13 protein-coding genes are annotated in these 14,674 nt (G+C 67.9%); 6 read left to right on the top strand and 7 right to left on the bottom strand.

Annotated features, from left to right (window positions below; all coding sequences use genetic code 11):
* Positions 1-127: 127 nt before the first annotated feature.
* Complete coding sequence (secA, locus tag AC1DTW_RS02965) at positions 128-2,881, top strand: preprotein translocase subunit SecA (protein ID WP_477978965.1); 2,754 nt, start codon at positions 128-130, stop codon at positions 2,879-2,881.
* 28 nt (positions 2,882-2,909) lie between these two features.
* Positions 2,910-4,688, top strand: coding sequence for an ATP-binding protein (locus AC1DTW_RS02960; protein ID WP_477978963.1), 1,779 nt, complete (start codon positions 2,910-2,912; stop codon positions 4,686-4,688).
* Between the two features lie 47 nt (positions 4,689-4,735).
* On the opposite strand, the gene AC1DTW_RS02955 is transcribed toward AC1DTW_RS02960, so the two are convergent.
* Positions 4,736-5,680 carry a crotonase/enoyl-CoA hydratase family protein gene (locus AC1DTW_RS02955; RefSeq protein ID WP_477978961.1) on the bottom strand — a complete coding sequence of 315 codons (945 nt, stop codon included), beginning with the start codon at positions 5,678-5,680 and terminating at the stop codon, positions 4,736-4,738.
* Complete coding sequence (locus tag AC1DTW_RS02950) at positions 5,677-6,324, bottom strand: iron-containing redox enzyme family protein (RefSeq protein WP_477978959.1); 648 nt, start codon at positions 6,322-6,324, stop codon at positions 5,677-5,679. The genes AC1DTW_RS02955 and AC1DTW_RS02950 overlap by 4 nt, the downstream gene beginning before the upstream one ends.
* A gap of 183 nt (positions 6,325-6,507) precedes the next feature.
* Here AC1DTW_RS02950 and argJ point away from each other — a divergent pair, with 183 nt between their 5' ends.
* Positions 6,508-7,737, top strand: a complete 1,230-nt coding sequence (gene argJ, locus AC1DTW_RS02945; RefSeq protein WP_477978957.1) for a bifunctional glutamate N-acetyltransferase/amino-acid acetyltransferase ArgJ — start codon at positions 6,508-6,510, stop codon at positions 7,735-7,737.
* Here the strand turns inward: argJ and AC1DTW_RS02940 are convergent.
* The gene (locus AC1DTW_RS02940; protein ID WP_477978955.1) at positions 7,725-8,513 is read right to left on the bottom strand and encodes a hypothetical protein; all 789 of its coding nucleotides are present in this window, start codon (positions 8,511-8,513) and stop codon (positions 7,725-7,727) included. The two genes, argJ and AC1DTW_RS02940, sit on opposite strands and share 13 nt — an antisense overlap.
* 250 nt (positions 8,514-8,763) lie before the next feature.
* Between AC1DTW_RS02940 and AC1DTW_RS02935 the strand changes: the two genes are divergently transcribed.
* From AC1DTW_RS02935 to AC1DTW_RS02925, 3 genes are all read left to right on the top strand, one after another.
* Complete coding sequence (locus AC1DTW_RS02935) at positions 8,764-8,940, top strand: hypothetical protein (RefSeq protein WP_477978953.1); 177 nt, start codon at positions 8,764-8,766, stop codon at positions 8,938-8,940.
* Positions 8,941-9,097: 157 nt separating this feature from the next.
* Complete coding sequence (locus AC1DTW_RS02930) at positions 9,098-10,465, top strand: MFS transporter (RefSeq protein WP_477978951.1); 1,368 nt, start codon at positions 9,098-9,100, stop codon at positions 10,463-10,465.
* A 23-nt stretch (positions 10,466-10,488) separates the two neighbouring features.
* On the top strand, positions 10,489-11,079 hold the full coding sequence (locus AC1DTW_RS02925; protein ID WP_477978949.1) for a GNAT family N-acetyltransferase: 591 nt from the start codon (positions 10,489-10,491) through the stop codon (positions 11,077-11,079).
* Here AC1DTW_RS02925 and ugpQ read toward each other — a convergent pair.
* The 4 genes from ugpQ to ugpA are packed head-to-tail and all read right to left on the bottom strand — an operon-like array spanning position 11,062 to position 14,651.
* Positions 11,062-11,820, bottom strand: coding sequence for a glycerophosphodiester phosphodiesterase (gene ugpQ / locus AC1DTW_RS02920; RefSeq protein WP_477978947.1), 759 nt, complete (start codon positions 11,818-11,820; stop codon positions 11,062-11,064). The genes AC1DTW_RS02925 and ugpQ overlap by 18 nt on opposite strands.
* Positions 11,821-11,822: 2 nt before the next feature.
* Positions 11,823-12,890, bottom strand: coding sequence for a sn-glycerol-3-phosphate import ATP-binding protein UgpC (locus tag AC1DTW_RS02915; protein ID WP_477978945.1), 1,068 nt, complete (start codon positions 12,888-12,890; stop codon positions 11,823-11,825).
* Between the two features lie 12 nt (positions 12,891-12,902).
* The gene (gene ugpE, locus AC1DTW_RS02910; RefSeq protein ID WP_477978943.1) at positions 12,903-13,754 is read right to left on the bottom strand and encodes a sn-glycerol-3-phosphate ABC transporter permease UgpE; all 852 of its coding nucleotides are present in this window, start codon (positions 13,752-13,754) and stop codon (positions 12,903-12,905) included.
* 12 nt (positions 13,755-13,766) lie between these two features.
* A complete protein-coding gene (gene ugpA, locus AC1DTW_RS02905) occupies positions 13,767-14,651 on the bottom strand; it encodes a sn-glycerol-3-phosphate ABC transporter permease UgpA (RefSeq protein WP_477978941.1) in 885 nt (294 codons plus the stop codon).
* Between the last annotated feature and the right edge of the window lie 23 nt (positions 14,652-14,674).

The raw sequence follows: 14,674 nt of genomic DNA, 5'->3' as shown, positions 1-14,674 counted from the left end.
CGGCTTGCCGCCCGCAGCTCCGATCCACACGCCAGCAAGGCGCCGCACCGAAGACCGCGCCAATCCCGCTTGGCTCGATCCCCGCTCGAGTGGCCTCGCTGCCTCGCCTCCCAACCCCAGACGCCGCATGTTGCCCAAGCTTCTCACTTCGATATTCGGTAGCCGCAATGACCGCCTGCTGAAGCAGTACCGGCAAGTCGTGGCCCAGGTCAACGCGTTGGAGCCGCAGTTCGAGGCGCTCGCCGACGCCGAACTCCTCGCGAAGACCGACGAGTTCCGCCGGCGATTCCAGGACGGCGAGGCGCTCGACAAGCTGCTGCCCGAAGCTTTCGCCGTCGTGCGCGAAGGCAGCAAGCGCGTGCTGAAGATGCGCCACTTCGATGTGCAGCTGATCGGCGGCATGACCTTGCACAACGGCAAGATCGCCGAAATGCGCACCGGCGAGGGCAAGACGCTGATGGCGACCCTGCCGGTCTATCTGAACGCGATCGCCGGGCGCGGCGTGCACGTCGTCACCGTCAACGACTACCTCGCGAAGCGAGATGCCGAGTGGATGGGGCGGCTGTACAACTTCCTCGGCCTGTCGGTCGGCGTGAACACGCCGCAGATGAGCCGCGAAGAGAAGCAGGCCGCCTACGCCGCCGATGTGACCTACGGTACCAACAACGAGTTCGGCTTCGATTACCTGCGCGACAACATGGTGCAGGACATCGCCGATCGCGTCGCGCGCGGCCTGTCGTACGCGATCGTCGACGAGGTCGACTCGATCCTGATCGACGAGGCGCGCACGCCGCTGATCATCAGCGGCCAGGCCGAAGACCACACCGAGATGTACGTGCGCATCAACGCGGTGGTGCCCAAGCTGAAGAAGCAGATCGGCGAGCTCGATCTGCGCACCGGCGAAGGCGTGATCGACCCGGGCGACTTCACGGTCGACGAGAAGAGCCACCAGGTCTTCCTGACCGAAGACGGGCACGAAAACGCCGAGCGCATCCTCGGCGAGGCCGGGCTGCTGGCCGAGGGCGCGAGCCTGTACGACCCGGCCAACATCACGCTGATGCACCACGTCTATGCGGCGCTGCGCGCGAAGCACCTGTACAACCGCGACCAGCACTACGTTGTGCAGGACGGCGAGGTCATCATCGTCGACGAGTTCACCGGCCGCCTGATGACAGGGCGGCGCTGGTCCGACGGCCTGCACCAGGCGGTCGAGGCGAAGGAGGGCGTGCAGATCCAGAGCGAGAACCAGACGCTCGCGTCGATCACGTTCCAGAACTACTTCCGCATGTACGGCAAGCTGTCGGGGATGACCGGCACCGCCGACACCGAGGCCTACGAGTTCCAGGAGATCTACGGCCTCGAGACCGTCGTGATCCCGCCGAACAAGCCGACGATCCGCAAGGACGAGCTCGACCTCGTCTACAAGACCAGCCGCGAGAAGTTCGAGGCCGTCATCAAGGACATCCGCGAGTGCCATGAGCGCGGTCAGCCGGTGCTCGCCGGCACGACCTCGATCGAGAACTCCGAGCTGATCTCGGGCCTGCTGCAAAAGGCGAAGCTGCCGCACAACGTGCTGAACGCGAAGCAGCATGCGCGCGAGGCCGAGATCGTCGCGCAGGCCGGGCGCCCGGGCGTGATCACGATCGCGACCAACATGGCCGGTCGCGGCACCGACATCGTGCTCGGCGGCAACGTCGAGAACCAGATCAAGGTGATCGACGCCGACGACGCGATCCCCGCCGACGAGAAGGCCGCGCGCGCGAAGCAGCTGCACGACGAATGGCAGAGCCTGCACGACAAGGTCAAGGCCGAGGGCGGCTTGCGCATCATCGCGACCGAACGCCACGAGTCGCGCCGCATCGACAACCAGCTGCGTGGCCGTTCGGGCCGCCAGGGCGACCCGGGCTCGTCGCGCTTCTACCTCTCGCTCGACGACTCGCTGATGCGCATCTTCGCGGGCGACCGTGTGCGCGCGATCATGGAGCGGCTGAAGATGCCCGACGGCGAGGCGATCGAGGCCGGCATCGTCACGCGTTCGATCGAGAGCGCGCAGCGCAAGGTCGAGGCGCGCAACTTCGACGTGCGCAAGCAGCTGCTCGAATACGACGATGTCAGCAACGATCAGCGCAAGGTGATCTACCAGCAGCGCAACGACATCCTCGAGGCGGCGAGCCTGAACGAGCAGATCGCGAACCTGCGCCAGAGCGCGATGACCGACGTCGTGCGCACCTACGTGCCGGCCGACAGCGTCGAGGAGCAATGGGACCTGGCCGGGCTCGAGAACGTGCTGCGCGAAGAGTGGCACCTCGATCTGGGCCTGCGCGCGGACGTCGAGAAGAGCGCGTCCATCACCGACGAAGAGATCGCCGAGAAGGTCACGCAGGCGGCCGATGCCTCGTTCAACGCCAAGGTCGAGCGCGTCGGGCTCGAGCAGTTCACGCCGTTCATGCGCATGATCCTGCTGCAGTCGATCGACTCGCACTGGCGCGAGCACCTCGCTGCGCTCGACTACCTGCGCCAGGGCATCCACCTGCGCGGCTACGCGCAGAAGAACCCGAAGCAGGAGTACAAGCGCGAGGCCTTCGAGCTGTTCTCGCAGCTGCTCGATGTCGTCAAGATGGACGTGACGCGCGTGCTGATGACGGTGCGCATCCAGTCCCAGGAAGAAGTCGAGCAGGCGGCCGAGGCGATCGAAGAGCGTGCCGAGCGCATCAGCAACGTCACCTACACGCACCCGAACGAAGACGGCAGCGTCTCGTCCGGCGACGAGGAGTCCGACGTGGCGACGCTCGTCGCCGAGGTGCCGAAGGTCGGCCGCAACGACCCGTGCCCTTGCGGCAGCGGCAAGAAGTACAAGCAGTGCCACGGCCGGCTGGCCTGACGACGCGCCGCGCAGTTATGCTCGGCGGATGACCGACGGGGCCACCACAGAAGCCGGCGCAAGACACGAATTGCTGCGGCTCGCGCTGCACAATTCGGCGCGCAGCGTGCTGCTGCAGGTCGTCGCCGTCGCCGTCATCGCCGCGATGGGCGTGCATGCCAACCGGCCCGGAACGGCCGCCATCGTCGCCGGGATCGGCATCGGCGTCGCGGCCTGGCGGCTGTTGATCTCGCGTCGCCACGCGCAGCTCAAAGGGCCTACCGAAGCCGCGCTGATGCGCCTGCAGGTCGAGCTCGAAGGCAACGCGGCGCTTTCCGGCGCGATGTGGGCGATCGCGACGCTGGCCATCTACCCGGCGCTGCACGGCACGCTGGGCACGACCTACGTCGGCATGGTGTTCGGCTCGATCACCGTGGCTGCGTTCTTCATGACGCTGGTGGGGCGCTCGTTCCAGATCCTTTCCAGCATCCAGCTCGGCGCGCTGATCGTCGTCTGCCTGGCGAGCGAGGCCGTGCGGTCGTTGCCGCTCGCGATGCTGGCCGTGATCTTCGGTGTCACGCTGTACCGGGCGGCGCGCGAGTTCAGAGCGACGGCGACCCGCGCGATCCAGCACAGCCGCGAGGCCGACGCTGCAAACGCCTCGCTGCAGCGCGCGAAGGAGCTGGCCGAGTCGGCGAACCTGGCGAAGTCGCAGTTCCTCGCGACGATGAGCCACGAGATCCGCACGCCGATGAACGGCGTGCTCGGTGCGCTCGAACTGCTGCGCCGCTCGACGCTGGATGCCGACCAGCGCCGCCTGGTGCGCACCGCGGCATCGTCGGGCTCGTCGCTGATGACGATCCTGAACGACGTGCTCGATCACTCGAAGATCGAGGCCGGCAAGCTCAACCTGACGAGCGCCCCTTTCTCGCTGCACGCGCAGTGCGTCTCGGTGATTTCGCTGTTCCGCGGCAACGCCGAGGGCAAGGGCCTGAAGCTGACGCTCGATCTCGAGCCCGATGTCGAGGAGTGGGTGATCGGCGACGCCCAGCGTCTGAAGCAGGTGCTGCTCAACCTCGTCGGCAACGCGATCAAGTTCACCGAGCGCGGCGAAGTCGTGATGCGGATCGCGCCGCAGCGTGCCGCGGCTGGAATGACAGGCGTGCTGTTCGAGGTGCGCGACACCGGCATCGGCATCCCGGCCGACGCGATGCAAGGCCTGTTCGAGCCGTTCCACCAGGTCGACGGCACGCGCAGCCGACGCCGTGGCGGGACTGGGCTGGGTCTGGCGATCAGCCAGCGCATCATCGAGGCAATGGGCGGCAAGATCGAGGTCAAGAGCCGCCCGGGCCTGGGCTCCCGGTTTCGCTTCGGCCTTGCGTTCGAACCCGACCGCGCCACCGTGCATGTGGCGCAGAACGACTCGGCCCTCGGTGGGCTCGATGGCGATTCGGCGCTGATGGGCAGTGTGCTCGTGGTCGAGGACAACGAGGTCAACCGGATGATCGCACGCGAGGTGCTGCAGTCGCTCGGCCTGGACGTGATCGAGGCCGGCGACGGCCGCGAGGCGCTTCGGCAGCTCGCCGCGCACAACGTCGATGTCGTGCTGATGGATTGCCAGATGCCGGTGATGGACGGCTATGCCGCGACACAGGAGATCCGCAAGCGCGAGGCGCGCATGGGCCTGCCGCGCCTGCCGGTGCTGGCGCTGACAGCGGATGCGTTCGACGAAGACGCGGCGCGTTCGCGCGAGGCCGGCATGGACGCCCACCTCGCGAAGCCCTATACCCGCGACCAGCTGCAGGAGCTGCTGAAGACCTGGCTCTGAGGCGAGCGAGGCGGCCCAGCCCGGTCAGCGCGCGTCCGTGATGAACCTCAGGCGAACGCGCCCCATTCGGTGACGCCGGTGCGCTCTTCGCCCCACGCGGTGTCGAGCTCGATCTGCTTGATTTCGGCCACCGCGCCCTCGTTGCCGCCACCGGCCTTGCGCACCTGGGCGCGCGCGAGGCGCTCCATCAGTCGCAGGTCGCGGTCGGTCAGTTGCAGCGCCGTCTCGACCCACTGGTCGACGATCGTCATCAGCGACTCGTAGGTGATCGGTGCGGCGTGGCGCCGTGCCTCGAGCGCCGCAAGCGTGCCGCGCAGGCGCGGGCTGACCGAGCGGATCACCGCTTCGACGGCGGCCTCGCCTTCGCCGTCTTCGACCACCAGGTCGACCAAATGATGCCGCCGGAGCTGATCGGCGGTGTACAGGCGGCCCGACAGGATCATCTCGTTCGCGACCGCGAAGCCGGCCTTGCGGATCGTGAAGTCCCACGCGCCCATGCCGGGGAACAGGTTGAACAGCACTTCCGGGAAGCCGGCCTGCGCGCTGCGCTCGAAGATGACCTTGTGAAACGGCATCACCGATTCGAGGCCGCCGCCGAGCGTGTCGCCCTGCACCAGCACGGTGGTGTGCACGCCCAGCTTCGATGCGTTCTCCATCCACCACACCAGATCGATGCAGCGCCGTCCGTACAGGCGCAGCGACTCGACATCGCGCGCCCGGATCAGCAGCACGAAGAGCGAGAGGTCGCCGCCGAAGTTGAAGACGCCGGGCACATCGGAGGTCATCACGTAGTGCTTGACCAGCCCCGGGTTCTCGGCGATGTCGCTGAAGACGCGCTGCAGCTCGGCCATCGCGGCCAGGCTGTAGCACTGGATCGGCTTGACGCAGGTGCGCAGGCGCAGCGCGGCAAGCTCCTCGCTCCATTCGAGGCGGATGTACTTGTAGGGCCGCGTCATCAGCGTCGCCAGCGCGGCGGCATGCTCCGGCCTCATACGGCTTCGAACACGCGCGTGAAGTAGTAGAAGTTGACCATCGTCGACTCGACGATGGCCTCGCGCGCGTCGTCGTCGGTGATCGTGTTCAGCACCTGGCGCAGCGTCGCCATGTGTTCGGCGTCCATCGTCGCGTGCGAGCTGATGAACGAGACGCCGCGCTCGCCCTCGAGCAGCAGCGATTCGCGGATCGCCGACGAGAAGGTGCCGCCGTAGACCGAGGCGATCACCTCGAGCGCGTACATCATCCCGAGCACCGCGCAGGGGTGGCGTCGATCGGCGGCCCAGTAGTTGTAGCCGTTCAGCGCCAGCGTGTGGATCCCGGCCTTGTGCGCGCGCGTGTCGGCATGGCCGACGCCGATCGCGTCGAGGTCGTTCATCACCCACTCCTCGTGCCCCGATTCCTCGTGCATGTGCTCGTACAGGTAATAGCGCACCTGGCGCTGCGCGTCGGGCACGCGGCTGGCGGCCGCGGCGCACACCGGGTTGAAGTGCCAGACCACGTGGTACAGCTCGAGCAGCAGCCTGCGATAGCGCTCGATGCTCATGCCGTGCGCGACGGCGTCGAGCACGACCGGGTTGGTCTCGAAATCACGACGCGCTTCGTCGGTGCGCATCACCAGATCGGCAAAGAAAGGCAGCATGGGGTTTCCGTCAACGTGGTTTTGTATTTGGCGCCGTCAATCTTGGGATTGACGCGTGGCTCGATGCATGTTCCGGGCCGACTCTAATGCAGCTTGCCGGTGCTGAACATTGGCAAGCCTTACAGGGTCGTCGATTCGAGTTCCTACAATCCTCGGCCATCCCTCTCTCACTGCGAGCCGCCCATGCCCGTGAACCTGCAAGCCCCCGATCCGAATTGCCTTCATCCCGTCCCCGGCGTCGAGCTCGGCATCGCGATGGCCGGCGTGCGCAAGGCGAACCGGCGCGACCTGACGGTCGTGACGATCGCGGAAGGCTCGACGGTCGCCGGCGTGTTCACGCGCAACCGCTTCTGCGCCGCGCCGGTGCAGCTGTGCCGCAGCCACCTCGCGCGCAGCGCGAGCCCGCGCGCGATCGTCGTCAACACCGGCAACGCCAACGCCGGCACCGGCGAAGACGGCCTGGCGCGCGCGTTCGAGACCTGCACCGCGCTCGCGGGCCACTTGAAGATCGCGCCCGAACAGGTGCTGCCGTTCTCGACCGGCGTGATCATGGAGAGCCTGCCGGTCTCCGCGATCGTCGCCGGCCTGCCGGCCGCGTTGGCCGATCTCGCCCCCGACCATTGGGGCGTTGCGGCGGAGGCGATCATGACGACCGATACGCTGCCGAAGGCGGCATCGGCGCGGCTGCAGATCGGCGGCAAGACCGTCACGATCACCGGCATCAGCAAGGGCGCCGGGATGATCCGGCCGAACATGGCGACGATGCTCGGCTTCGTCGCGACCGACGCGGTGATCGCGCCGGCACTCATGCAGGCGCTGGTCCAGGACGCGGCCGACCAGTCGTTCAACCGCATCACGATCGACGGCGACACCTCGACCAACGATTCGTTCGTGCTGATCGCGACTCACCGCGCCGGTCATGCCGAGATCACGCAGTTCGATGCGGGCGATGGCAAGCGCCTGCGCGACGCGGTCGTCGACGTCTCGCGCCAGCTCGCGCAGGCGATCGTGCGCGACGGCGAAGGCGCGACCAAGTTCATCAGTGTGCAGATCGACGGCGGCCGGACCGAGGACGAGTGCCGCCAGGCCGCCTACGCGATCGCGCACTCGCCGCTGGTCAAGACCGCGTTCTTCGCCAGCGACCCGAACCTCGGGCGCATCCTGGCGGCGGTCGGCTATGCCGGCATCGCCGACCTCGACCAGACGAAGATCGACCTGTTCCTCGACGATGTACACGTGGTGCAAAGCGGCGGCCGGCTCGCGAGCTACCGCGAGGAGGACGGCCAGCGCGTGATGAAGCAAAGCGAGATCACGGTGCGCGTCGACCTGCACCGCGGCGCGGCCTCGACGACCGTCTGGACCTGCGACCTCAGCTACGACTACGTCAAGATCAACGCCGACTACCGCAGCTGAGTGCGCGCGGCGGCGCGCAGCAGCCACAGCGCGGCGAGCGCCGCGAGCAGGTGCTTCAGCGTGTGCCCGCTGGTGAAGCCCAGGGCATCGAGGACCGGCTGGTCCGCGAGCTCCATCAGCTTCGCCGCGGCATACAGGCCGAGCACGGCCCACCAGTCGCGATCGCGCAGGGCGCCCGCTGCGGACGCCGGCAGCTTCAACCACAGCGCGGCGGGCGCAAGCAGCATCGGCAGAAACTGCACGAACAAGTACGGGCGCAGGTCGCCGATCCCGCGTTGCTCGCCGAGCCACCACCAGGCGACCGACGCGCTTGCCAGCACGGTCGCCGACGCGAGTGCGGGGACGCCGGCCCAACGGCTGTCGACGCGCTCCGCCAGCAGCGCGCAGCTCAGCAGCGCGCAGGCGCAGGCGATCGGCAATCGGTCGAATACCAGCGCGCCATTGCCGGGCGCCCAGTGGTACAGCGCCGAGCCGAATGCGGTGCCGATCATCGCGACGGCAAAGCCGCACCAGAGGTGGCGCCGGGCATGCGTCGAACGCAGGTGGATGCGCAGCCCCCACAGGCCGATCAGCGCGAACGGCAGGTTGCTCAGCACGTTCTCGGCGTTCGGCAGGCCGAGCCAGCTGCGTGCGTCGGCGAACGCGTGATAACCCTCCCATTGCGGGATCGGGCCGCGCAGGCCGAGCGCGATGGCGAGCAGTGCCGCGATCGCGAGCAGCCACAGGGCCGGGCGGTGGCGGGTCAATGGCGGTGAGGAATGCGTCGATGAAGACATGGTGTGGGGTGTTGAGTGAAGACGGCGCGGCCATCGTGTCGCGGCTGCCGTGCTCTGCGCAAGGCGCATCGGCGGCGGTCGCACACGATGCGTCCGCCGGTATCGGCAGACGCAACGACTACAGGCACCCGCTCATCCCCAATCGAGTGGACTCGATGCAACGCCGCGGCGCTTGCCCGTCTTGCGCGGCCGCCGTTGCCGCTGCTACGATGCGCACTCGAAATCGATCGACCCCCATCGGACACGCGCAATGAGCCAGCCCCTTCACCACCACGACCACACCGCCGCGCGCGGTGAGCCGTGCGTCGGCGCGGTCTGGCTCGACTCCGGCATCACGCCCGGGCTCGTCGTCGTCGACTCGAATCGACCGGCCATCGTCGCCGTCGCCGCACGCGGGCTGCTGATGCAGTTCGGCGCTGCGCACTAGTCCCTCTCGGCATCCGCTTCCGACCCAGGAGCTTCCGCTGAGAGATCAGCGGAAGAATCGGATCCACGCTCCTGTCTTTCGCTGCCCCGGGTCTACCGACCCAGCAAGGCATCTACCCGATGCCCGCGAGACAGAGCAGAAGAAAGAGGTGAAGACCATGAGACGGGTCTTGATGAACTGGAGCACCGGCCTGCTGGCCGGCATGCGAGCGCGATTCGCGTTGCCCGCCGACGACCTGCTGCACAACCTGGCCTACCGGCGCCTGTGGACGTCGATCCTGATCAGCTCGTTCGGCGGGCAGGTGACGATGCTCGCGCTGCCGCTGACCGCCGCCGTGCTGTTGCACGCGAGTCCCACGCAGATGGGCCTGCTGACCGCGATGGAGATCGCGCCCTTCGTGCTGTTCTCGCTGCCGGTCGGCGTGTGGCTCGATCGCGTCCGCAAGTTGCCGGTCTACATCGCCGGCGAGACGCTGCTCGCGTTCGTCGTCGCGAGCGTGCCGTTCGCGTGGTGGATGGGCTGGCTGGCGATGCCGTGGATGTACGTCTGCGCGTTCCTGCTCGGTACGATCTTCACGATCGCCGGCTCGGCGGCGCAGATCGTGCTGACGCAGGTCGTGGCACGCGAGCGGCTGGTCGAAGCGCACGCGAAGAACGCACTCGCGATGTCCGGTGCCGAGGTCGCGGGGCCGGGGCTGGCCGGCGCGTTGATCAAGCTGGTCGGTGCGCCGCTCGCGCTGCTGGTCGACGCGGCGCTGCTGCTCGTCTCGGCGGCGATCCTGCGTGGCGTCGTGATCTTCGAGGACGTGCGCCCGCGCAGCGACGCGCACTTCCTGCGCGACCTGCGCGCCGGCGTGCGCTTCGTCGCGCGCCATCGCCTGCTGATGTCGCTCGCGATCGCGGTCGGCGTCTGGCAGATGTGCCACAACGCGGCGATCGTCGTGCAGATCCTGTTCGCGACGCGCACGCTGGGCCTGTCGGAACAGGCGGTCGGCCTGAGCTACATGGGCATGGGCGTCGGCACGATCGTCGCGAGCGTGTTCGGTTCGCGCTTGAGCCGCCGCATCGGGCCGGGGCCGTGCCTGGTGCTCGGCTTCGCCGTGTGCGGCGCCGGCTGGCTGCTGCTCGCGGCGGCGCCGGCGAACGTGTTCGGCGTGGCCGCGTTCGCGCTGATGCTGATGCTGTTCTCGACCGGCGCGGTACTCGTGTTCATCAACTTTCTTGCGCTTCGCCAGGCGGTCACGCCGGTGCCGCTCCTGGGCCGGATGACGAGCACGATGCGCTGGCTGATCCTGATCCCGGCCGGTCCGGGCGCGCTGCTCGGCGGCTGGCTCGGCGAGCACTTCGGGCTGCGCAGCTCGCTCGCGTTCGCCGGCTGCAGCGCATTGCTGCTCGCGGTCGTCGCGTGGCGCACGCCGGTGATCCGCGGCGTGCGTGCGCTGCCGCAGCCCGAGCGCGAGCGCGACTGGATCGGCGCCGAAGCCGATGTTCGTGCGGCACGCCCGGCTGCCGAAGCAACGACCTGACCCTGGACGACGGAGAAGACGACATGGATGCGCTGCTCGAAGACGTGCCCGAATACCTCGCGACCGAACGCCTGATCCTGCGCGTTGCGCGCGGCAGCGATGCCGCGGCGCTGAACGCTGCGGTGTGCGAGTCGCTCGACGACCTGCGCCGTTACATGCCCTGGGCGCAGACCGCGCCATCGCTGGCGCAGAGCAACGCCGATTGCCGCCGCATGCAGGCGAAGTTCCTGTTGCGCGAGGATCTGACGCTCTTCACGTTCGAGCGCTGCGCCGACGGCGGCGAAGGCGACTTCGTCGGCGGTACCGGCCTGCACCGCATCGACTGGAACGTGCGCCGTTTCGAGCTGGGCTACTGGTGCCGAACCAGCCGGCAGGGGCGTGGCTACGTGACCGAGGCGGCGCAGGCGCTGACGGCTTTCGCATTGGACACGCTGCGCGCGCGGCGCGTCGAGGTCCGGATGGACGACACGAACGAGCGCAGCTGGCGGGTCGCGCAGCGTTCCGGCTTTGCGCTCGAGGGCGTGTTGCGCAGCGAACTGCTGAACCTGCAGGGCGAGCCCCGCGATACCCGGATCTACGCGCGCGTTGCCGAGGCGTCAGGCGTGAACGCCTGAGGCGCCCGGCGGCAGGCGATCGACCGCGTCGGTGATGATGCCGTCGATGCCGAGCGCGACCAGGCGCCGCGCCTCGGCCGCGTCGTTGACGGTGTAGACCAGCGCGCGCATGCCGGCACCGTGGAGCTGGGCGAGCAACGCGGCGTCCATGAGCTCGAAATTGGTCACGACGGCAGCGCAGCCGAGTGCCCGGGCCTGCTCGAACCAGCCGTCGACCAGGGTGTCGAGCAGCAGCGCGCGCGGGAGGCTCGGCGCGGCCTCGTGCGCGGCCAGCAAGGCCTCGGGGCTGAACGAGCTGAGCAGCGGCGGCACGGCCTGGCCGGCCCACAGCCGCGCCGCTTCGATCGCGACGACGCGGCCGGTGCGTACCTCATCGCCGGGTGTCGGCTTGATCTCGATGTTCAGCGTGAAGCCGTTGCCGATGCAGTAGGCCGCGACGCCGGCGAGGCTCGCGATCGGCTCGCCGGCGAAGTCGCGGCTGTGCCAGCCACCCGCATCGAGCCGCGCGAGTTCTCCCCAGTTCAACTGGCTCGCCGCGCCATGGCCCGAGCTCGTGCGCTCCAGCGTCGCGTCGTGGAGCAGAAACGGCACGCCGTCGGCGCTGAGTTTCAGGTCGCACTCGAACGCGCGATACCCGTGCGAGGCGCCGCGATGGAACGCCGCGAGCGTGTTCTCGGGCGCAAGTTTCCCGGCACCGCGGTGCGCGATCCACAACGGGTACGGCCAGTCCGGCAAGCTCATGCTCAGACGCGCTTCGTCGTGGCCGCGTCGAACCAGTGCAGGTGCTCGGGTGTCGTCGTCAGCGAGACCACGTCGCCGGCCTTCGGCGGCGGCAGCGTTGCATCCAGGCGCACCGTGAACAGCGTCTCCCCGACCCGGCCGTACACGAGCCGTTCGGCGCCGAGCATCTCGAGCGCCTCGACCTTCAACGGCCAGCCGGCCGAGCCATTGCGGCTCAGCTCGGTGTGCTCGGGCCGCAGGCCCAGGATCAGCTCGCCGCTGCGCGGCGCGGCAGCGGCCAGCGCCAGCGACTGCCCGCCCGCGATGAAGCGCGAACCGTCGGCCTGGCCCTTGATCAGGTTCATCGGCGGCGAGCCGATGAAGCTCGCGACGAAGGTCGTCGCGGGCCGGTGGTAGACCTCGTCGGGCGTGCCGATCTGCTCCATGCGGCCCGCGTTCATCACGATCATGCGCTGCGCGAGCGTCATCGCCTCGACCTGGTCGTGCGTGACGAACAGCGAGGTGACGCCGAGTTCGGCGTGCAGCTTCTGGATCTCGAGGCGGGTCTGGGCGCGCAGCTTCGCGTCGAGGTTGGACAGCGGCTCGTCGAACAGGAAGACCTGCGGCTGGCGCACGATCGCGCGCCCCATCGCGACGCGCTGGCGTTGCCCGCCGGAGAGCTCGCGCGGCTTGCGCTGCAGGTAGGCGCCGAGCTCGAGGATCTTCGCGGCCTTGTCGACGCGGACCTTGATCTCCTCCACCGGCACCTTCGCGATCTTCAATCCGTAAGCCATGTTGTCGAAGACGCTCATGTGCGGGTACAGCGCGTAGTTCTGGAACACCATCGCGATGTCGCGCTCGCTCGGCTCGGTGTCGTTGACGACGCGCCCGCCGATCGCGATCTCGCCATTGGTGATTTCCTCGAGGCCGGCGACCATGCGCAGCAACGTCGACTTGCCGCAGCCCGACGGGCCGACGATGACGATGAACTCGTGGTCGACGATCTCGGCGCTGACGCCGTGGATCACCGGGTTCGCCTTCGGCCCCGTGCCGTAGCGCTTGACGACGTTTCTGAGGGAGATGGATGCCATGTCGTTGTGTGTTTACTTTTCGGTGTCTACCAGGCCCTTGACGAACCAGCGCTGCATCAGGATCACGACGACCGCCGGCGGCAGCATCGCCATGATCGCGGTGGCCATCACGATGTTCCACTCGTTGCCCGAGTCGCCGCCGGCGATCATGCGCTTGATGCCGACGACGACCGGGTACATGTCTTCGCTGGTCGTCGCGAGCAGCGGCCACAGGTACTGGTTCCAGCCGTAGATGAACTGGATCACGAACAGCGCCGCGATCGAGGTCTTCGACAGCGGCAGCAGGATGTCCCAGAAGAAGCGCATCGGCCCGGCGCCGTCGATGCGCGCGGCCTCGACCAGCTCTTCGGGAACGGTCAGGAAGAACTGGCGGAACAGGAAGGTCGCGGTCGCCGACGCGATCAGCGGGATCGTCAGGCCGGCGTAGCTGTTCAGCAGCCCGAGGTCGGCGACGACCTTGTAGGTCGGCAGGATGCGCACCTCGACCGGCAGCATCAGCGTCACGAAGATCGCCCAGAAGAACAGGCCGCGCATCGGGAAGCGGAAGTACACCAGCGCGAACGCCGACAGCAGCGACACCGCGATCTTGCCGAAGGTGATCACGAGCGCGGTGACCAGGCTGACCCACATCATCCGCCCGACCGGTGCGTTCGAGCCCGCGCCGCCGCCGTGGCCGGTCAGCGCGGCGACGTAGTTCTCCCAGAAATGGCCGCCCGGCAGCATCGGCATCGGCAGCTGCACGATTTCCTGCGAGGTGTGCGTCGACGCGACGAACGCGAGGTAGAGCGGGAACGCGACGATCAGGATGCCCAGGAGCATCATCGCGTGCGCGAGCAGCCCGAGCGTGGCGCGGCGTTCAACCATGAGACTTCGCCATCAGTAGTTCACCTTCTTCTCGACATAGTGGAACTGCAGCACCGTCAGCGCGACGACGATCAGCATCAGCACGACCGACTGCGCCGCCGAACTGCCGATGTCGCCGCCCTTGACGCCGTCCTGGAAGACCTTGTAGACCAGGATCACCGTGTCGCGCCCCGGGCCGCCGCTGGTGGTCGCATCGATGATCGCGAAGGTGTCGAAAAACGCGTAGACCATGTTGATCACGAGCAGGAAGAAGGTGGTCGGCGACAGCAGCGGAAACTGGATCGACCAGAAGCGCCGCCATGGGCGCGCGCCGTCGATCGCCGCCGCCTCGATCAGCGACTTCGGGATCGACTGCAAGCCGGCCAGAAAGAACAGGAAGTTGTACGACAGCTGCTTCCAGACCGCCGCGGCGACGATCAGCGACATCGCGTGCGTCGAGTTCAGCAGGTGGTTCCACTCGAAGCCGAAGAACCTCGAGAGGCCGAAGGCGACGACGCCGATCGACGGCGAGAACATGAACACCCACAGCACGCCGGCCACCGCCGGCGCGACCGCGTACGGCACGATCAGCATCGTCTTGTAGAACAGCGCGCCCTTGATGATGCGGTCGGCGAAGATCGCCAGCACCAGCGACAGCGCGATCCCGAGCACCGCGACCAGCACCGAGAAGAGCGCGGTCGTCTTGAACGATTCGAGGTAGGCCGAATCGCCGACCAGCGTCTTGAAGTTGTCCAGACCCGCCCACTCGGTGGACAGGCCGAAGCTGTCCTGAACCTGAAGCGACTGCAGCACCGCCTGCGCCGCGGGCCAGAAGAAGAACACGCCGATGATCGCCACCTGCGGCGCGAGCAAGGCCCAGGGCAACCAGGCGGAGTTGAAGCGAACGCGCTTTTCCATGAGGCTCGGATTCAGTCAATGAA

This window comes from Rhizobacter sp. P5_A1 (assembly GCF_056400745.1).
Note: the sequence above shows the minus strand (reverse complement) of the source record. Positions and strands in the feature narration are given on the sequence as shown.